Source organism: Herbaspirillum sp. CF444 (genome assembly GCF_000282135.1).
Lineage (GTDB): Bacteria > Pseudomonadota > Gammaproteobacteria > Burkholderiales > Burkholderiaceae_D > Herbaspirillum.
Genome location: NZ_AKJW01000118.1, coordinates 1 through 19059, shown reverse-complemented (window position 1 = coordinate 19059; position 19059 = coordinate 1). Strand labels below are relative to the sequence as shown.

Annotated in this window: 20 protein-coding genes; 8 read left to right on the top strand and 12 right to left on the bottom strand. The window is 61.2% G+C overall.

The annotated features are described in order from the left end of the window. The first annotated feature begins 87 nt into the window (after positions 1-87). Positions 88-987, top strand: a complete 900-nt coding sequence (locus PMI16_RS24265) for an EamA family transporter (RefSeq protein ID WP_034382175.1) — start codon at positions 88-90, stop codon at positions 985-987. Positions 988-1011: 24 nt separating this feature from the next. On the opposite strand, the gene PMI16_RS24260 is transcribed toward PMI16_RS24265, so the two are convergent. Further along, positions 1012-1908: a LysR family transcriptional regulator gene (locus PMI16_RS24260; protein ID WP_007884523.1), complete on the bottom strand. Its 897-nt coding sequence runs from the start codon at positions 1906-1908 to the stop codon at positions 1012-1014. 161 nt (positions 1909-2069) lie between these two features. Here PMI16_RS24260 and PMI16_RS24255 point away from each other — a divergent pair, with 161 nt between their 5' ends. Genes PMI16_RS24255 through PMI16_RS24245 form a run of 3 tightly spaced genes read left to right on the top strand, consistent with a single transcriptional unit; the run spans position 2070 to position 4534 of the window. Next, positions 2070-2795 carry an SDR family NAD(P)-dependent oxidoreductase gene (locus PMI16_RS24255; RefSeq protein ID WP_007884521.1) on the top strand — a complete coding sequence of 242 codons (726 nt, stop codon included), beginning with the start codon at positions 2070-2072 and terminating at the stop codon, positions 2793-2795. After that, on the top strand, positions 2789-3274 hold the full coding sequence (locus tag PMI16_RS24250; RefSeq protein ID WP_007884520.1) for a RidA family protein: 486 nt from the start codon (positions 2789-2791) through the stop codon (positions 3272-3274). Before PMI16_RS24255 ends, PMI16_RS24250 begins: the two co-directional genes overlap by 7 nt. Positions 3275-3295: 21 nt before the next feature. Continuing rightward, positions 3296-4534 carry an MFS transporter gene (locus PMI16_RS24245; RefSeq protein ID WP_007884518.1) on the top strand — a complete coding sequence of 413 codons (1239 nt, stop codon included), beginning with the start codon at positions 3296-3298 and terminating at the stop codon, positions 4532-4534. Positions 4535-4603: 69 nt separating this feature from the next. On the opposite strand, the gene PMI16_RS24240 is transcribed toward PMI16_RS24245, so the two are convergent. Next, positions 4604-5125 carry a GNAT family N-acetyltransferase gene (locus PMI16_RS24240; protein ID WP_007884517.1) on the bottom strand — a complete coding sequence of 174 codons (522 nt, stop codon included), beginning with the start codon at positions 5123-5125 and terminating at the stop codon, positions 4604-4606. A gap of 152 nt (positions 5126-5277) precedes the next feature. Between PMI16_RS24240 and PMI16_RS26735 the strand changes: the two genes are divergently transcribed. Continuing rightward, on the top strand, positions 5278-7035 hold the full coding sequence (locus tag PMI16_RS26735; protein WP_007884516.1) for a methyl-accepting chemotaxis protein: 1758 nt from the start codon (positions 5278-5280) through the stop codon (positions 7033-7035). Positions 7036-7044: 9 nt separating this feature from the next. Here PMI16_RS26735 and PMI16_RS24230 read toward each other — a convergent pair whose 3' ends face one another. The 3 genes from PMI16_RS24230 to PMI16_RS24220 are packed head-to-tail and all read right to left on the bottom strand — an operon-like array spanning position 7045 to position 11141. Next, a complete protein-coding gene (locus tag PMI16_RS24230; RefSeq protein ID WP_007884515.1) occupies positions 7045-8457 on the bottom strand; it encodes an efflux transporter outer membrane subunit in 1413 nt (470 codons plus the stop codon). 18 nt (positions 8458-8475) lie between these two features. Next, positions 8476-10017 carry an MDR family MFS transporter gene (locus PMI16_RS24225; RefSeq protein ID WP_007884514.1) on the bottom strand — a complete coding sequence of 514 codons (1542 nt, stop codon included), beginning with the start codon at positions 10015-10017 and terminating at the stop codon, positions 8476-8478. After that, complete coding sequence (locus PMI16_RS24220; protein WP_007884513.1) at positions 10014-11141, bottom strand: HlyD family secretion protein; 1128 nt, start codon at positions 11139-11141, stop codon at positions 10014-10016. The genes PMI16_RS24225 and PMI16_RS24220 overlap by 4 nt, the downstream gene beginning before the upstream one ends. Before the next feature lie 103 nt (positions 11142-11244). Between PMI16_RS24220 and PMI16_RS24215 the strand changes: the two genes are divergently transcribed. Beyond that, a complete protein-coding gene (locus PMI16_RS24215) occupies positions 11245-11718 on the top strand; it encodes a MarR family winged helix-turn-helix transcriptional regulator (RefSeq protein ID WP_034382169.1) in 474 nt (157 codons plus the stop codon). A 141-nt stretch (positions 11719-11859) separates the two neighbouring features. Further along, positions 11860-12027 carry a hypothetical protein gene (locus tag PMI16_RS26215; protein WP_007884511.1) on the top strand — a complete coding sequence of 56 codons (168 nt, stop codon included), beginning with the start codon at positions 11860-11862 and terminating at the stop codon, positions 12025-12027. Between the two features lie 31 nt (positions 12028-12058). On the opposite strand, the gene PMI16_RS24210 is transcribed toward PMI16_RS26215, so the two are convergent. From PMI16_RS24210 to PMI16_RS24195, 4 genes are all read right to left on the bottom strand, one after another. Then, on the bottom strand, positions 12059-12274 hold the full coding sequence (locus tag PMI16_RS24210; RefSeq protein WP_034382166.1) for a hypothetical protein: 216 nt from the start codon (positions 12272-12274) through the stop codon (positions 12059-12061). A 291-nt stretch (positions 12275-12565) separates the two neighbouring features. Then, complete coding sequence (locus PMI16_RS24205) at positions 12566-13222, bottom strand: response regulator (protein ID WP_007884509.1); 657 nt, start codon at positions 13220-13222, stop codon at positions 12566-12568. Then, the gene (locus PMI16_RS24200; protein ID WP_237719942.1) at positions 13219-14769 is read right to left on the bottom strand and encodes a PAS domain-containing sensor histidine kinase; all 1551 of its coding nucleotides are present in this window, start codon (positions 14767-14769) and stop codon (positions 13219-13221) included. The genes PMI16_RS24205 and PMI16_RS24200 overlap by 4 nt, the downstream gene beginning before the upstream one ends. Before the next feature lie 253 nt (positions 14770-15022). Continuing rightward, positions 15023-16318: an EAL and HDOD domain-containing protein gene (locus PMI16_RS24195; protein ID WP_007884507.1), complete on the bottom strand. Its 1296-nt coding sequence runs from the start codon at positions 16316-16318 to the stop codon at positions 15023-15025. A 139-nt stretch (positions 16319-16457) separates the two neighbouring features. On the opposite strand from PMI16_RS24195, the gene PMI16_RS24190 reads away from it, so the two are divergent. Then, complete coding sequence (locus PMI16_RS24190) at positions 16458-16709, top strand: hypothetical protein (RefSeq protein ID WP_034382163.1); 252 nt, start codon at positions 16458-16460, stop codon at positions 16707-16709. Between the two features lie 44 nt (positions 16710-16753). Here PMI16_RS24190 and PMI16_RS24185 read toward each other — a convergent pair whose 3' ends face one another. The 3 genes from PMI16_RS24185 to PMI16_RS26210 all read right to left on the bottom strand — a co-directional run bounded on the left by PMI16_RS24185 (position 16754) and on the right by PMI16_RS26210 (position 18987). After that, positions 16754-17698, bottom strand: coding sequence for a GGDEF domain-containing protein (locus tag PMI16_RS24185; protein ID WP_007884506.1), 945 nt, complete (start codon positions 17696-17698; stop codon positions 16754-16756). A gap of 151 nt (positions 17699-17849) precedes the next feature. Beyond that, entirely contained in the window at positions 17850-18626 is a 777-nt protein-coding gene (locus PMI16_RS24180; protein WP_007884505.1) for a hypothetical protein, read from the bottom strand. A 187-nt stretch (positions 18627-18813) separates the two neighbouring features. After that, on the bottom strand, positions 18814-18987 hold the full coding sequence (locus PMI16_RS26210) for a hypothetical protein (RefSeq protein ID WP_007884504.1): 174 nt from the start codon (positions 18985-18987) through the stop codon (positions 18814-18816). Positions 18988-19059: the final 72 nt, after the last annotated feature.

Here is a 19059-nt window from a genome sequence, read left to right as displayed (position 1 = left end):
ATTGCAGGTGCGGCAGAATGTCCCGGTATTTTGTAGAATGCCGCTTCGTCCTTCCTATTTCTCCGGATCTCCATGCAAGCTCAATCCATGCGTTCCACCCATCTGGTGCTCGTGCTGCTCGTCATCCTGGTCTGGGGCGTCAACTTCGCCATCATCAAGGTCGGCCTGGCGGGTGTGCCGCCGATGCTGCTGGGCAGCCTGCGGTTCATCCTGGCGGCGTTTCCGGCATTGCTGTTCCTGCGTCCGCCCAAGGTGCCGCTGCGTCTTTATCTGGCGTTCGGATTGACCATCTCGGTCGGACAATTCGCCTTCCTGTTCAGCGCGATTCATGTCGGCATGCCGTCGGGACTGGCGTCGCTGGTGCTGCAGTCGCAATCCTTTTTCACGCTCCTGCTCACCGTGCTGTGGCTGCGCGAAAAATGGCGCGCCAATCAGTTGGCGGGACTGTTGCTCGCGGCCGGTGGTCTGACGCTGATCGGCAGCGCCCACGGCGCGTCCATGCCTTTGCTCGGTTTCCTGCTGACGATTGCCGCGGCCGCCATGTGGGCATGCGGCAATATCGTCAGTCGCGCGGTGGGACGTTACGGTCCGATGAATCAGCTGGCCTTCGTGGTGTGGGCCAGCCTGGTGCCGCCGCTGCCGATGTTCGCCTTGTCGTGGGTGATGGAAGGACCCGCCGCCATCGGCTCGGCGCTGCAGCACATGAGCTTGCAGTCGATCGCCGCCGTGGCGTATATAGCGTGGGCGTCGACGCTGTTCGGCTATGCGGTGTGGAATTTCCTGATTGCGCGCTACTCGGTCAATCGGGTGGCGCCGTTTACGCTGCTGGTGCCGCTGGTGGGTTTGACGACCGGCTGGCTGGCCTTTGGCGAAGCGCTGCAGACGATCCATTTCGTCGGCGCAGCCTTGCTGATGGTGGGCCTGATCGTCAATCTGTTCGGCGCGTCGCTGTTCGCGCGGCTGAACTGGAAAACCCGCCAATCCTGAGGCTTTCGCTCCACCGTCGGGCTCTCATTTGTTCCAGAACGGACTGTCCCACGCCTCCAGCGCCTCGAGAAACACGCGCAGCCTGGCCGGCAGGAATTTGCGCGTCGGATACAGTGCATGGACCGGAATCTTCGGCGAACTCCATTGCGGCAAGACGCGCTGCAGGCGACCATCGGCCAGCATGTCGTTGCAGTAATTGAAGGGCAGCAAACCGATGCCGTGGCCGTTGTGCGTGAAATAGCTGACGCTGTTGAAGTCGCGGCTGGAGATCGCGCCGGAGACCTCGACCGACACTTGCTTCTTGCCGTTGACCAGGTCCCACCTGGCTTCCACATTTTTCCCGTTCATCAGCACGCACTGATGCGCGCGCAGGTCTTCCGGCCTTGCAGGAAGCGGGCGTCCCTCCAGATAGGACGGCGTCGCCACCAGATAGCGCACGTTCGCCCCCAGTTTTTTGGCAATCAGGCTTGAATCTTCCAGGTCGCCGAAGCGTATCCCCACGTCGACGTTCCGTTCGACGAAATTGATGAATTCATTCGTGATGAACAGATCGATCCTGATGCGCGGATAGTTCTTCAGGAAGTCCGACACGAAATTGAGAAACGCCTGTTCCCGCAACACCACGGGAACGGTGACGCGCAGGATGCCCTCCGGCTTCTTCTGCGTCTGCGTCAGTACGCGCTCGGCGTCGGCGAGGATGTTCAGCGGCTCCTGGCATTGATGGAAGTAATCCAGTCCCTGCACCGTCAGCGTCAGCTTGCGCGTGGTCCGCTGCAGCAGGGTGACGCCCAGTTGCTGCTCCAGCTCCGAGACGCGACGGCTGACCGTCGACACCGGCATGCCCAGCGCATGCGCCGCCCGGCTGAAGCTCTCGAACTGAGCCACCTTCACAAATATCGCAATGTCGTTGAGATCCGCCATGGCATGATATTTCCATAAATGGAAAAGAAATTCCACATATTTCCATCTAATCAAGCAAGCCCGTTTGCCTCATTCTCCTTCCTGTGCCATCGCGGCCGTGGGTACTCAGCGTCGCTGACGCATTCCACTTCGTTTCATCCATTTCATTGAAGGAATACATCATGAGCAACAGCAAAACCATCATCATCACAGGCGCATCGCAAGGCATCGGCGCAGGCCTGGTGCGCGACTTCCTCGGGCGCGGCTACAACGTCGTCGCCACCTCGCGCAGCATCGCCCGGCGCGGCGCCTTCGCCGCTTCAGCCAATCTGGTGCTGGTCGACGGCGATATCGGCGAGCAGAAGACGGCAGAGCAAGTCGTCGCCGCCGCACTGGAAAAATTCGGCCGCATCGACGCGCTGGTGAACAACGCCGGCATCTTCTACACCAAGCCTTTCGTCGACTACACGGAAGAAGACTTCCGGGCCTTCGTGTCGACCAATCTGCAAGGTTATCTCTACATCACCCAACACGTGGTGCGCCAGATGCTCAGGCAAGGCACGGGCGGCAGCGTGGTCGGCATCACCACCTCGCTGCTGGAACATCCGATCGCCGGCGTGACGGCTTCGGTGCCGATGATCACCAAGGGCGGCATCAACGCCTTGTCGCGCAACCTGTCGCTGGAATACGCCAAGGACGGCATCCGCTTCAACGTGGTCGCCCCCGGCATCGTCGACACACCCTTGCATGAGAAAAATCCCAAGGATTTCCTGAAGACCTTGTCGCCGATGGGCGTGATCTCCGACGTGCAGGACATCGCCAACGCCGTGGTTTTTCTGACCGAATCGAAGACCGTTACCGGAGAAGTGTTGCACGTCGATGGCGGCGCACACTCGGGCAAATGGTAAGCGCGCACGCAGCGTCGGCGAGCGGCGCGGAACAACGGCTGCAGGAGCTCGGCATCGTCCTGCCGCCGGCGCCGTTGCCTTTGGGCGCTTACGTCGAGGCGGTGCAGGCCGGCAAGTTGTTGTTCCTCAGCGGCATCCTGCCGGTCGTGGATGGCAAGCCGCAGCACGTCGGCCGGGTGGGCGTCGAGCTGGACCTGGAAGCCGGCCGCGCCGCCGCCCACACGGCCTTCCTGAATGCGCTGGCCGTGGTGCGTGACGAACTGGGGTCGCTGGACAAGGTGAGTCGCGTCGTGCGGCTCGGCGTCAACATCGTGGCAGATCCCGATTTCCGTTCGCATCCGATCGTTGCGGACGGCGCATCGGAATTGCTGGAGGCGGTGTTCGGCAAGGACAAGACGTCGACCCGCAGAGCGATTGGCGTGGTCTCGCTGCCGCTGGGCGCACCGCTTGAGCTGGAACTGATCTTCGAAACGATATAGCAAAAAGTGAAGGAGTCGGACATGAAAGACGCACTCGCCGTTGCCGGCAATTCCTACGCCAGCGACAACGCCCTGCATTGGAAGCGCAATCTGATCGTCTGCGTGTTCGGCTCCTTCACGACGCTGGTCAGCCTGACGCTGCTGCTGCCGTTCCTCCCGGTCTACGTGGAGGAACTCGGCGTCAGACAGAATGCCGCCATCGTCTGGTGGTCGGGCCTCGCCTTCGGCGCCACCTTCCTCGGTACCGGCCTGACGGCGCCGCTGTGGGGTTACCTGAGCGACCGTTACGGCCGCAAGCCCATGCTGGTGCGCGCCGCCATCGGCATGGCGATCGTTATGCCCCTGATCGGCTGCGCGCACAACGTTTACGAACTGACCTTGCTGCGTCTGCTGGCCGGCGTGATCGGCGGCTACGCTTCTTCATCGACCTTGCTGGTGGCGACGCAGACGCCGGCGGACAAATCCGGCTGGGCGCTGGGCATCCTGTCGACCGGCGCGCTGGCGGGCACGCTGACCGGGCCCTTGATCGGCGGTCTGCTGCCCGGCCTGATCGGCATCCGCCATACCTTCTTCGCGACCGGTGCCATGATCGCGGTGGCGGCGCTGTTGACCATCGTGCTGGTGAAGGAGAATTTCGTGCCGCGCCCGCGCAGCAGCAATGCAGCGGCGCCGGCGGCAACAAAACATCGGCGCCTGATCGTCGGCGCCATGTTTGCAACGGCCATGCTCGTGCTGTTCGCCAACATGTCGATCGAACCGATCATCACCGTCTACCTGCAGGACATCCACGCCGACCGCAGCCACGTCGTGCTCGATGCCGGCATCGTGATGGCTGCGTCGGCGCTCGGCAGCATCATCATGGCCGCGCCGCTGGGCCGGTTGGCTGATCGCATCGGCGGTTGGCGCGTTATCGTGTACTGTCTGGCCGCTGCCGGGTTATTGATGATTCCGCAGGCCTTCGTTGTGGCGTGGTGGCAACTGGCGATCCTGCGATTTTTGCTGGGCGCGGCGCTGGCCGGACTGTTGCCGTCGATTGCCAAGCAGATCCGGCAATCCGTGCCGGAGAGCGCATTGGGTAAAGTACTTGGTTATTCACAGTCCTCGCAATATGCAGGACAAGTACTTGGTCCGCTGGCAGGCGGTGCGATGGGCGGAATGATCGGCATGCGCTCGGTGTTTTTTCTGACGAGCGGCATGTTGTTGTTCGGCGCCGTTGCCAACTTGTGGGCTTGCCGCAAGGCGGCGGACACGGGAAACTAAGACCCGTCGACCAAAGGAGACGGTATGAACAGCATCATCGCAACCCAGCTCCGGGTTTGACTCACGGCATTATCCAGGCGCCGATGGCGGGAGTGTCGCCGCAGCAGCAGATGGATTCAAAAACGGCTGGAGGTCGCGGCCGAGGAACTTCGTTCCCGGCACCGGATTGAACGTGAAGGGCGTCGTTTCGATAAATCCGAACGAAGTATAAATGTGCTGCGCAGCAGCAAACTCCGGCAGCACGTCGAGGCAGATCCGTACATAACCGGCGTCGCGCGCCTCTTGCAGGATGCGCTCGACCAGACGCCGGCCGAGTCGCTCGCCGCGCGCCTCCGGACGCACATAGACGCGCTTCATCTCGCAGAGCTGCGCATCGACTTTGCGCAAGGCCACGCAGGCAACCGCGCGGTCGTCGCGCCACGCGAGCAGTAGCCTGCCGTCGGGTGGGGCGTATTTTCCCGGTAGCGCAGCAAATTCGGTTTCGTAATCCTGAAAGCCGAGATCGACGCTGACGCTGCCGATGTATTCGCGAAAGATGTCGATGACGGCATCGCGGTCAGCGGGAAATTGGGCGGGTCGGATTTCTGTCATGCAGGAATTTTAGCGCAGCTTGTCATCCCGGCATCTTTTTCGGTCTCGATGAAATGCCGTCACAGAAAAAGCAGTTCTGGCAGTAGAATTCTCCGCAGCAGGCTGATCCGAAAGCATCACGTCCTTGTATGCCCTTTCAGGAGAACCGTGTCATGAATCTGTCCAAATTAAAAGTCGCCAGTCGTCTGTATATTGGATTCGGGCTGGTCCTGGCGCTGTTGCTGGGCATTGCGTTCTTCAGCTTTACGCGCATGGCGCTGCTCAACGACAACATCAATTTCCTGGTGAACGATCGCTACGCCAAGATCGCGCTGGCGGATGCGATTTCCAACAACGTCAATCTGGTCGCGCGGGTGGTGCGCAATATCGCCTTGTCCGACGACGAAGCGAGCTCGAAACAGGAACTGGCGCGCATCGTCAAGGCGCGGGAAGAAAACGACGCGACGCTGAAGAAACTCGGCGACGCCATCGTCACGCCGCAAGGCAAGGAGTTGATGGCGGCGCTCCAGCGTACCGGCGCCGACTACTATGCAGAGCAGCAGAATCTGCTGAATCTGCTGGCGCAGAACAAGCTTGCCGAGGCAAAGCAGCTATTGTTCAACGCCATGCGCGCGAAGCAGAACGCAATGTTCGACGCGCTCAAGAAGGTGTCCGACTATCAGCACGACGCGATGAACAAGACCGTCGCCGACAGCCAGGAAACCTATCGTCGCACCACCGCCTTGCTGTTTGCCGTCAGTGCCGTAGCCTTCGTCCTGAGCCTGATCGCGGCCGTGCTCATCACGCGCAGCATCATCCGCCAACTCGGCGGCGAACCGGACTATGCCATGGCCGTGGCCGGCGACATCGCCAACGGCAATTTGTCGACATCGATCATCTTGCGTCATGGCGACCAGACCAGCCTGATGGCCTCGATCGGAGTCATGCGCAACCGCCTGGCGGAGATCGTCGGCCACGTGCGCACCGGCACCGACACCATCGCCACCGCTTCCAGCCAGATTGCCATGGGCAACCTGGATTTGTCGACGCGCACCGAGCAGCAAGCCAGTTCGCTGGAAGAGACCGCATCGGCGATGGAACAATTGACCTCGACGGTGAAGCAGAACGCCGACAATGCGCGCCAGGCCAATCAGTTGGCGGCCTCCGCATCTGAAGTGGCGATCGCCGGCGGCAATGTGGTGGGCAAAGTTGTAGAAACCATGGGCACGATCCACGCGTCGTCCAAGAAAATCGTCGACATCATCAGCGTCATCGATGGCATCGCCTTCCAGACCAATATCCTTGCCCTGAATGCGGCGGTGGAAGCGGCGCGTGCGGGAGAGCAGGGACGCGGCTTCGCGGTGGTCGCCTCCGAAGTGCGCGGACTGGCGCAACGCTCGGCTGCGGCAGCCAAGGAAATCAAGGCGCTGATCGACAGCTCGGTGGCGCAGGTCGACGTCGGCAGCAGGCTGGTGGAGCAGGCCGGCACCACCATGACCGACGTCGTCAACAGCGTCAGGCGCGTGACCGACATCGTCGGCGAAATCAGCTCGGCCAGCGAAGAACAAAGCGATGGCATCGAGCAGATCAACCTCGCCATCACGCAGATGGATGAAGTGACGCAAAAGAACGCCGCGCTGGTGGAAGAAGCGGCGGCCGCCGCGCAGTCGATGCAGCACCAGGCCGGCACCTTGCTGGAAGTAGTAAGTATTTTCAAACTCGGCGCGGAACAATCTGCATCGGCGCGCCAGCTGGCGCATCAGTTACCGCCTCAGTTCGTGCAACAAAGCCGGACCGTAGACATCACGCCTTCAGCGTCGAAGCTGGTTGCCAATACGGTCAGCAAGCCGCTCGCCAAAATCGGCGCCAAGCCTGCGATCGGCAAACCGGCAGCCGCGGCGCAAGAAGACGCATCGTGGGAGCAGTTCTGATCGGCAGGTCTAACTGCTCCAGCCCAGTCCCAGCGCCTTCTGGATGGCGACGAAATTGCGCGTCAGATTGGCTTCGGCCTGCAGCAGATTCTGCTGCGCGCTGAGCTGCTGGCGCGTGGTGTCGAGCACGTCGACCAGCGTCGTGGTGCCGGCGCGATAGCGTTGCTGCGCCAGATCCAGCGCCTGGTCCGCCGACACCTTGCTGCGCGCCAGTGTCGCCACGGTGATGCGGCCATGGCGGAATCGCGAGAGCGAATCTTCTGCATCCCTCAGGGCTTCCAGCACGGTCTGGCGATATTTCATTTCCGCTTCATTGCGCACTTCTTCGGCTTGCGTCACGCGCGCGGCATTGCGGCCGAAGTCGAGGATGTTCCAGCTCAGCATCGGCGCCAGGATGGTCGCAAAATCATCGAGCTTGGTCAGGTCGGAAGCGTGCGTGCCGCCGAGGCCGATCACGCCGAACAGTTTCAGGCTGGGATAGCGTGCGGCTTCGGCCTGGCCGATTTTGGCGGTGTCGGCGGCGAGCGTGCGTTCGGCGGCGCGGATGTCGGGACGATGCCGCAGCAGCTCGGTCGGATCGCCGACAGCGACGGCAGCCGGCGGCAACGGCAGTGGTGTCGCGGCGCTCAGTTTGTCGTCGAGCGCGCCGGGTTCTTCGCCGACCAGCGTCGCCAGTTGATTCAGATACGACTCCATTTCTGCGCGCAAAGGCGTCAGGTCGGCGCGCGTGCCTTCCAGTTGGTTTTGCAGACGCAGGATATCGAGGTTCGATGCCGTGCCGCGGTCGAGGCGCTGGCGCGCGAGCGTGAGCATCTGCTCTTGCGTGGCGATCGACTGGTCGCCGAGGGCGATGCGCTGCTGACGGTCGCGCAGGCTGATGTAGGCGTTGGCGACTTCGGCGGCGAGGCTGACCTGGACGTCGGCCAGCGAGGCTTCGGCCGCTTCCGACGTGGCGCGTGCAGCCTGGATGCTGCGTTTGTTGGCGCCGAAGATATCGGCTTCCCACGAGGCGTCAAAACCGAGGCTGTACAGATTCGTGGTGGTCGACGAACCGCTTCCCGAGAGCGGCGGCAGCTTGGCATGGGCATATAGCGCCGAACCGCTGGCGCTCGGCATGGCGTTGGCTTGTTCCAGGTTCAGCGCCGCGCGCGATTGCTGCAGCCTGGCCCTGGCGACGTTCAGGTTGGGGTTGGCGGCAAGCGCGCGCTGCACCAGTTCATTGAGCAGCGGGTCGGACAAGCCTTCCCACCAGTTGTTGAGTTGCGCGGCTTGCGTCTGCACGGCATCGCCGCCGCGCAGGAAGCGGCCGTTCTGCGTGGCGTGCGGCGCGACGTCGGGCGGGCCGGCGTAGTCGGGACCGAGCGTGCAGGCCGACAGCAGCGCTGCAACAGCGAGCGGAATGAGGTAAGAAGTAGGGGGCATGGAGTTCATCGGTGAGCATCAGTGAGTCGTAACCGGAGGCGCGTTCATCGGCAGCGGGCGCAGGAAAAACACCAGCGGCGTCACGCAGAGTATGCCGACGCCGAGCAGCCAGAACAGATCGGCGTAAGTCATCGTCAGCGCCTGCACCTGGATCGTGCCGCCCAGCGCCTGGAATGCGTTGGCTTGTCCGCCCAGCGCAGCGCTTTGCGCGCTCATGAAGGATTGCACCAGGTCGGAGTTGGCCGACAGGCTGTCTTCCAGGCGGCGGCTGTGCAGCCAGATGCGCTGGTCCTGGATCACCGCGATGCCGGCCAGCGCCAGCGAGCCGCCGAGGTTGCGCGCGGCGCTGTACAGTCCGGCCGCATCGCCCGCCTGCGACGCCGGCACCGAGCGGATCGCCGCCTGGTTCAGGAAGATCATCGCCAGCACGGTGCCGAGACCGCGCAGCAATTGCGAGGCGACGAAAGAAACGCCGCTCGACAACGGACTCAGGTCGGTTTCGATGAAGGCGCTGACGGCCAGCATCAGCAGGCCGGTGCCGACCGCCAGGCGAATGTCCACGCGCCGCATCAGCATCGGCGTGAAAGGCATCAGCAAGATCATCGGGACGCCGGACAACAGCACGATCTCGCCGGATTGCAACGAGTTGTAGTCGGCGATGCCGGACAAGAATTGCGGAATCACGTACGCGGTGCCGTACAGCGCCACGCCGACCACCATCGCCATCGCGACCACCGAACCGAATTGCCGGTCCCGCAGCAGCCGCAGCTGGATCACCGGGTGGCGCGCGCGAATCTGGCCGATTGCCATCAGGATGAAACCGATCACCGACACCGTCGCCAGCCAGCGGATGTCGGGCGAAGAAAACCACTGCTCGCGCTCGCCTTCTTCCAGCACCACGGTCAGGCCGCCGAGTCCGAGCGCCATGCCGAGCACGCCGAACCAGTCGGCCTCGCGCAGCAGGTCGAACTTGGGTTTTTCATACGGCATCGCCACCAGCAGCAGCGTGATCAGCGCCGCGCCGACCGGGACGTTGATGAAGAAGGAATAGTGCCAGCTGACGTTTTCGGTCAGCCAGCCGCCCAGCACCGGCCCCAGCACCGGGCCGAGAATCGCGGTGGCGCCGAACATGGCGTTGCCGACCGGCTGCTGCCAGCGCGGCAGGCGCGTGGCGATGATGGTCATCGCCGTCGGAATCAGCGCGCCGCCGGTGAAGCCCTGGCCGACGCGGCCGATGATCATCATCGGCAGACTGTTGGCGAGGCCGCACAGGATCGAGAAACCGGTAAACAAACTTGCCGCCAGCAACAGCAGCGTGCGCAGGCCCAGCAATTTTTCCAGCCAGCTCGACAACGGGATGATGATGATTTCGGCGACCAGATAGGCGGTGGCGATCCACGTGCCCTCGGTGCCGCTGGCGCCGATTTCACCCTGGATGGTCGGCAGCGAGGAGTTGACGATGGAAATGTCGAGCGTCGCCATCAGCGCGCCGAGCGTGCCGGCGGCGACCGCCAGCCACGCTGCGGCATCGGCGCGCGCAGGGGCCTGGGGCGTGCTCACAGGTGTTTCCCTTCATTGTCCTTGGCGTCTTTGGCATTGATGGTATTGACCCTGGCGGTCACCGACAGGCCGGCGACGAACAGGCGACGCGTTTCAGGACCGACGTCGACGGCGATGCGTACCGGTACGCGCTGGACGATCTTGGTGAAATTGCCGGTGGCGTTTTGCGGCGGCAGCAGCGAGAACTGCGCGCCGGTGCCGGGCGAAATGCTTTCCACGTGGGCCTGCAATTCCCGTCCCGGCAAGGCGTCGATTTCCACCGTCGCCGGTTGGCCGACGCGCATCATGCCGATCTGGGTTTCCTTGAAATTGGCGACCACGTAGAACGCCGTCGGCACCACCGACATCATGCGCGTGCCGGCCGAGACGAACTGGCCGACGCGCACCGACTTGTCGCCGATGCGGCCGTCGGTGCTGGCCTGGATTTCGGTCGACGCCAGGTTGACGTTGGCGGCGTCGAACTGCGCCTGGGCGTTTTCACCCTGGGCGTGCGCCTGGCGGATTTGCGCCTGCATCGAGTTCACGCGCAGTTGCGCCGCTTCCAGCGCAGCGCGGCGGGCCGCCACGGTAGCCCGCGACAAGGCCGCCTGATTGCGCAGCGAGTTCAGTTTTTCTCGTGTTTCTGCGCCGGTGGCCGCCAGCGGCGTGTAGCGTTCGACTTCGCTGGCGGCGAAGCGCGCGTCTTCTTCGGCCGAAGCCAGTTGCGCCTGCGCCTGGGCGATGGCGCTCTTCTGTTCCTGCAGCGAGGCCTTGGCGGATTCTTCGCTGGCCGTCGCGGCGTCGATCTGCGCCCTGAATTGCGCGGTCTGCGCGGCATAGTCGCGCGGGTCGATGCGCACCAGCGGCTGGCCGGCTTTCACGTCCTGGTTCTCGGCGACGTAGACTTGTTCCACGTAACCGGAAACCTTGGGCGAGACCGTGACGTTGTCGGCGCGAATGTAGGCGTCGTCGGTGCTCTCGATATATTTGCCGCGCGTTTCATGGTAAAAGAACCATCCCGCCAGCGCGATCAGGGCGGCGGTTGCAGCGGCGCGCAGGATGAATCTGGCGCGGGGGCTCAGGCGTTTTTTGGGTTTTTCCGGAGTCGGGGCCGGTGCTGGAGTAGAGATGTCCGCTGCGCTCATGCTTGTTCTGTCCTGGTCGGTAGGAAACTTATCGGCACCGGAGTGAAATCGTTGGCGCCTCAAATTAATGGAGGTACCATATAATATGCTAATAGAGAAAAATATGTCCAACACCTTTACACTCGCCTCCGAAAACGTCGAGGCCGCCGAAGCGCTGCGCGATTTTTACCAGACCTCGCAACGTGCGCTGAACCGTTTGATGGCGGCGCAAGGCGCTTCGTTCGCAAAGACCAAAATGATGATTTTTATTCATCGTCAGGGAAAGGTGCGTTCCACCGATCTGATGGAAGCCTTCGGCTTCGCGCCGCGCACCATCACCGAGGCTGTCGATGCGCTGGAGAAAGACGGTCTGGTCGAACGCGTGGCCGATGCCGGCGACCGCCGCGTCAAGCACATTTCGCTGACGGCGGCCGGCGTCGAGGTGGTGCAGTTATCGGAACCGATACGCAAGCGTTTCGGCGATCAGTTGTTTGAAGTCCTGGATCCGGCGGAAAAGAAACAGCTCGCGCAGTTGGTGGGGCGACTCAATGTGCGCCTGCGCGAACTGGAAAAAAATATCGCCGACGGCGAGGGCTAGGGCCTGACGGCAACATTTTCCGGCGGCAAATTACCCTTCGGAAATCAGGAATTCCCTGATTGGGATATCCCAACATATTGAGTATGCTGTAGTCAGCAACAGGGGGAGTTTACTCAGTGTGATCGGAACCAGGAGGCTGCTATGACTTACGGAATCAGTTTCACGAACATCGGCATCATTCTTCTCGACGTCTTGCTGGTCTGGGCGTGCATGGGCGTCGACAAGCATCTGAAGCTCCTCGACAGCGAGGAGCAGAAGCTGGACGATCTCGATGCATACCGATACGGGCAGGCTTCTGGTCTGCGCTGACGATTGCTGCACGGTTGCGGTAGCGGCGTCTTCAAGGCGAATCGGAATCCGCACCTGGTTCATCCGGATCGAACTTCTTGCGCAGCGCCAGTTGTTGTCGCGCGCGCGCCTCTTTGTTGCGTTCAAAATTGGCGGCGTTGATCTTTGCCTGTTCCCTGGCATGTTCGAACACCAGCTTTTCCAGCGGGCTTCTCTCGCATCCCGCCAGCAAAAAAAACAGCAATGGAAACACATAAGTCGATCGCATGTTTCTACCCATCGTGATGGACGTCGGTGAGGTATGCAGGGCATGAGTTCTGGTTATGCATGCAGACATCCACGCGATACGCTCATCGGGAATGCACATGTTTTTTTGTTGGCATGCCGCTGCCGGGGCCGCGCGGGAAGATCGGAAGGGCGCAGCGCGGGCAGCCTTGATACTAGCGGTTCCGCGCCGGTATTGATGTAGGGAAAGCCGGACAAGTGAAGGGAAATATCCCGACATCCGACGCGTCGGACGGCATGCCGGCGGCCTGCCGTTTCCCGCGATCCGGCGGAATTATTCCAGCGAAATCAAACCGTGATGGATGGAAAATTTCACCAGGCTGGGCAGGTCGCTGACGCCGATTTTCTGCATCAGCCGGCTGCGGTAGGTCTCGATGGATTTGGGCGACAGCGACAGCATGACGGCGACCTGCGCGCTGGAGTGTCCTTCGGCCACCAGTTGCAACACTTCCCGTTCGCGCGCGCTCAAGGCGTCGAGCGGTCCGGAGACACGGTTTTCCAGCAGGTAGTCGTCCACCACCGTATCGGAGATTTTCTGGCTCAGGTAGCGCTGCCCGGCCTGCACGATGCGGATGGCGTTGACCAGTTCCGAGCCGGCCGAATTCTTCAGCAGGTAACCGCGCGCGCCGGCCTGTAGCGCGCGGAAGATATGCTCTTTCGTCGCATACATCGAGAGCATGATGATCTTCACGCCCGGCGCATCGTTCCTGAGCAGCAGGGCTGCTTCGATGCCGTTCAGGTTGGGCATGGCGATATCCATGATCACGATGTCGGGGCGCAGGCTCACGACCTCTTTCACGGCCTGCCGTCCGTCGCTGCCGGAGCCGACCACGGTAATGTCGCTATGCACCTGCAGCATGACGGCCAGGCCGTCCCTGACGATGGTATGGTCGTCGGCGATGTAGATGCGGATGGGCGCGGTCGCCGTCATAGTTCCACCGTCACTTCGACGCAGGTTCCCTTGCCGGGTTCGGAAATGATTTTCAGGTTGCCGCCCAGCGCTTGCGCGCGCTCGCGCATGGACACCAGGCCCCAGGTCGGTTTCAGCTTCTGGTCGCGATGCGGGTTGGGCACGAAGCCGACGCCGTCATCCATGATGGTCAGCGTCACGGCGTTTTGCAAGATGTTGAGCATCACCTCGACATTGGCCGCGCGCGCGTGCTTGGCGATGTTGGTGATGGCGCCCTGGGCGATGCGAAACAGCGAAATCTCCAGTTCCGGCTCCAGCCGGTCGGCGATGCCGTAGACATCCACCGTGAACTGGAAGCCGCAGCGTTCGGCGAACAGCTCGCACTGCCAGCGCAAGGCCGCTTCCAGTCCGTAGTCGTCCAGCACCGGCGGCCGCAATTCCGCCATCAGGCGCCGCACGGCGTCGGTGGTGTCGTCGAGCAGGACGATGGAATCCTTCAGTCGCGCTTCCATGCCGGAGGAATTGTCTCCGGCGATCTCGCCGCTCATGATGGTCATGTTGATGCTCAGCGCGGCCAGCGCCGAACCGATGGTGTCGTGCAGTTCCTGCGCGAAGCGGCGGCGTTCGGCTTCCTCCACGCGGGCCAGTTCGCGCGAGACGTCGCGCAGTTCGCGGGTCAGGGCCAGCAGGTTTTCTTCGGACTGTTTTCTTTCGGTGATGTCGACGTGCGAACCCTGCAGGAAAATCGCCTTCTCGTTTTCATCCAGCATCGCCATCGAACGCGACAGGATCCAGCGGTAGCTGCCGTCGCGATGGCGCATGCGGTACTCGATCTCCAGCGATTCCCTGGGCGCATCGAGATAGGATTCGGTCGCCGTCACGGCGCGCTCGCGGTCGTCGGGATGGATGCGCGCCACCAGTTCGTCCATGGTGTCGCCGATCTCGTGGTCGGCGTAGCCGATCTGGCGTTTCCATTCCGGCGAGAAGTAGAACTGGTCGGTGCGCAGGTTCCAGTTCCACAATCCGGTGTTGGACGCGCTCACGGCGAGCTTCAGCTGACCCAGCGTGAACTCCAGCTGGGCGGTGCGTTTGAAGATGCCTTTTTCCAGTTCGTGATGGCGCTTTTCCAGCGCCTCTTCGGCTTCCTTGCGTTCGGTGATTTCCCTGAGGAAGGTCACCACGCCGATGAAGTCCTTGCCGCGGTTGACCATGATCGGGCTGGCGCTGACCTCCAGCCAGCAGAAGCGGCCGTCCAGCCGCGTCATGCCCATCATCACGTTGCTGACCGGCTGCAGCGACGTGCCGGCAACGACCATCGGGTATTCCGCCTCGCCGAAGGCGGTGCCGTCGCTCTTCATGGCCTTGCGGTCGCGCAGCAGCGACACCATGTCGGCCATGGCCTCCTTCGGACATTCGAGAATGCTCTCCGCGACGCCGTTGCAATCGAACACGGCGCCGTCTTCGTGCTGCATGACGATGCCGTCCGTGAACGCATCCACCAGCGCGCGGTACAGGTCGTCCTTCTTGAGGCAATTGTCATCTGCCGATGTGCAAATCAGACTCTTCATATCATTCGTATGGATTTTTATTTTTCTGTTTTTGTCGGCGGCCCGAAGCTGTTTTTTGTAACTCGCAGTGAGTTCAGCCAGCCGGGTCCACGCTTGCTGAGCGGCATCAGCATAACAGCAGACGAAAGCCTTTGAGTGCTCTTTACGCTTGCTGCGTGCAAAAGAATCTGTGTGGTCTGCCGTGTAGTCTGTTTGCCGCGTCGGTGAAGAAAGTATCTCCATGCTTTCCTCCCGTTTCAATCTTGTCATTCGGTCAAGGAGTATCGGCGCTCATGTTCTCCGAAATGCTGTCGCCCCATTCAAAAGCCTCTTTCTGCAAGTTGTAGAACTCTCCGGCGGATAATTGAAAATTGCTCAACATTTCGTTCAGTTGCGCGGAGCTGAGCAGCTCCGGTCTTTCAACAGACTCCACCAGCGTCAGCAAGCCGCCGTAAAAACCGGCGCGCGACAGCAGCGCTTCCCTGATTTCGATAGACACGCCGAGCGGGCCGATCACGTCGGCGATTTCCAGATTGAACAGTGCATCGGTCAGCGACAGCACGCCGACCATGAAGGCGGTGTCGGATTTGTTGGGACGGCGCGGCTGGATCTTCTGCGACAGCAGTTCGCACATCTTGCCGCGCGTGGCGGCCAGGATCATCAACGGCGAAGAGGCGGCATTGCGGTTGCTGTTGGGGTTCGCGTACAGCAATATCTGCAGCCAGCGTTTCAGCTGGCGATCGCCGAGCACCAGCAAGGCCTGGCCCAGCGAAGCGATATGCCGGCGGAATCCGCACAGCGGCGTATTCACCAGGCGCAGCAGCATCAGGCTCAGTGCAACGTCCTGCTTGATGAAGCGCACGATTTCGTAATTGTTGGCGCCCTTGATGATCAGCGCCAGGATCTGCATGATGACCACGCACGAGGCGCTCAGCTTTTTTCCTTGCAACACGTCCGGCCTGGCGAAGTAGTAGCCCTGGTAGTAATCAAAGCCGTAGTCGCGGCACAGCTTGAATTGCTCGCTGGTCTCCACCTTCTCGGCCAGCAGCTTCTTGCCCTTCAGCTTGAGGCTGGCGCTCAGGGCGGCGAGCGTTTCGACCTGCATGTCCAGGACGTCGACCTTGACGATGCGGGCAAGCGGCATGAGCTGTTCGGTGCGGGCCGACTCTTCCACCAGGTCGTCGATGGCAAATACATAGCCCGCCTCGACCAGCGTCTCGATGCGCCGCATCAGCGACGGCGTCAGTTCCACCGTCTCGAGAATCTCCAGGATGACTTGCTCCTTGGGCAGCACGAAGATCACCTCGCTCATCAGCATGGAGGCGTCGACGTTGAGGAAAGCGGTGAGGGAGCCGATCACGTTGTGCAGACCCAGCTCGGCCGCATGCTCGATGACGGCGGCGGTGGCGGCGACATCGTCGGTGACGGTGGCGCGGTTGACGGCGGTGCTGCGAAACAGCAACTCATATCCGATCAGTTCTTGCTCGATGTTCAGGATCGGCTGTCGGGCGAGGAAAAAATCCTTCGCGCCCAAGTCCGGAACATCCATGGTCAACGCAGCTACCGCCATATCCTTGTCCTCCCTTATTCGCTGTCCACGCGCTTGTTCGTACACACACCCGGGCGTTGATCCCGATTCCTGCACGGATCGGTGCGCCTCTTTGTGCATCCCTCAATCGCAATGTGAATAAACCGTCAATACAGGTGAAATGCTGCAGATCGGCTTTTGCGGACAAGATCAGTCGCAAAAGCAATCGACTCCGCCGACAGAGATATCGCCGGAAGAGAAACATGCTGAAATGTGGAACGCGTTCTTGAATAACTTGCCGGATGATAACAACGCCGTTTGGCTTTGTATGTCAGGAAACCTTGATCGGATCTCCCTGCTTGAGCGCAACGTACCGGGAAAACGGGCGATTGTGATGCCAACTTGTCATGTGAAGACGCAGATGCATGAGTAGAACGCATCTCACGCCTATTGATGAAATGAGTTCTGATGCATTTGTCAGGCATCATCCCGATAGCGCAGCACTTGATTGCGCCCGCCGTTCTTCGCCTGATAGAGCGCCTTGTCGGCTTTGGCCATGAGCAGGGTGCAGTCCTGCATCAGGTCGGCTTGCGTCGACACCACGCCGGCAGAGAAGCTGTAAGAAAAATCGGGCGCGATCTGTGCGAGGCACTCCTGATGCAAGGCCTCGTTGATCCTGCTCAGGACCAGCATCGCGTCATCCACCTTGGTCTCCGGAAAGAGCACGGCGAACTCTTCTCCGCCCAGTCGCCCGACGATGTCCTGAGAGCGGAGACGATCGCGCAGGAATGCCGAAAAATGCCGCAGCACCTGATCGCCGACCGGGTGGCCGTACGTGTCGTTCACGCGTTTGAAATGGTCGATGTCGAGGATGCCGAAACAGAAATCATGCTTGTAGCGTGCCGCCCGCAGCAACTCTTCATGGAAGCGCCCGAGGATGTGGCGCCGGTTGGGAAGGTTGGTGAGTTCGTCGGTCTGGGCGATGTGCTCGATCTTGGCGATGGCTTCCTTCAGATCCTTTTCCGTTTTCTTCTGCAGCGTGATATCGGCGCAGTGCAAGACCAGGTGGCCGGAAGGATAGCTTTGCTCGCTCACCAGCAGCCAGCGGCCGTCGATCAGGTCGGTTTCAAAGCGGCGGAACGGCTTTGAGCGCGACACGCCATGGACATAGCCGAGCCATGCTTCGAGCGAATCCCATTCGATGTTGACGCCGCCCCGATGCACATACATCCAGGTCAGCCAGTCGTCGAGTCCCCAACCCGCCATCGCAGCAGGATCGAGGCCGAAGATATTGACGAAGGCGCGATTGTGGAAGATGAAGAAATCGTCCGGATCGAAGATGGCGATGCCGTTCTCCGTGAACTGGATGTGATGTTCCATCACTTCCTGTAGCGAGGCTGGTCGCGAGCTGGACAATGTCATGGGAGCATCTCCGGTTGGCTGCGTTTGGTCCAGCGTAATCCGCGTCCGACGTTGATGTCAATCGGTCAACCGTCTTTTTATCGAGCGTGAAAAGACCGCTGAAATTTTCATGCGCAACGGCAACAAGGACCGCTCTGCGGCCAGTCGTCCGTCAGAACGCGTACTGTATGCGCATCGTGAAGCTCTTTGCGGAGTTGCCGGCGTTCTTGCCGATGAGATAGGCCGCTTCATACAGGAGCTTGTGCGTATCGGGCAGATACCAGGTGCCGAACACGGCGGGGCCGGCGCGATGCGATTGCGTTGCCGTGCTGTTCCAGTTGTCCCAGCGCCCCAGTTCGCCGAATCCCTGCAGGCCGAAGTTGAACAGCGGCTTCCAGTGTTGCCGGACCTGCCATTGATAGACCAGTTGCGTTGCATTGCTGTTGCCGGTGCTGCCGTCGCTGCTGCCGCGATAGTCGCGTTGCAGGAATACGTTGGCATTGAGCTGCGTGCGCCAGATCTCGGTCTGGAACACCGGCCCCCATTCCAGTCCATATCCCCCGCGCTGCTTGTATTGCTCGATGTTGGTATGGATGGCGAGATCGAACCAGTATTGCCCTTGCGTGAGCAAGAAGTCGTTTTGCCAGTTGAGGCCGCCGAACTGCGTGCCTTGCGCCGCCGTCTGGAAATACGTGCCGTAGACTTCGGTGTACCAGCGCGAGTTGACGCCATAGCCGATGCCCAGTTCGGGCGCGCCGACCGGCGCACTGTCGTTTCTCTTGGCGTTCCAGTATTTGTAATCGATGGAAACCTGGTCTTCGGCGCTATAGACCGACACGAGGTAGTAGCCGGTGGCAGCCTCGGCGCGATCGCCTGCGACGGCGCAGATGGACAGGATCAGCGCAATGGCGACGGCTTTCGCGGTGACGAGCGGCTGTATTTTCTGCATTGGAATCCCCCGATTTCCGGTTTCGGCGTAATGCCCCGATAGCTTGTTACAGCATACATCGGAACCGTAGATTGCTTGCGTCCCAAAACGCGTCGAGCGCTTGCACACCGTCAAAGACAACCAGGGTCAGCTTCATTGAATCACGTTCCTTTTTTCTCGCCTGTTCGCTGCACGACGTGCTTCCGGTCTAGTGAAACCAGGAGCGGACGATGGGCGACAAGCCCATCACGACTGCGCAACACAATCCGAGCAGGATCAAGGCCAGCGCCACGGCGACAAGATAGACCAGCGAGACCAGTGGTTTTTCGATGTACGCCGGCCATTTCCGGGCGTAAATGTTATCGCGCAAGCGTTTCAGCAAGCTTACCTCCGATGGTTGGATATGTCAGTCGCGGGAAGGGGGCAGAAGGGGAGTGGTGGTGGGCAGCCACAT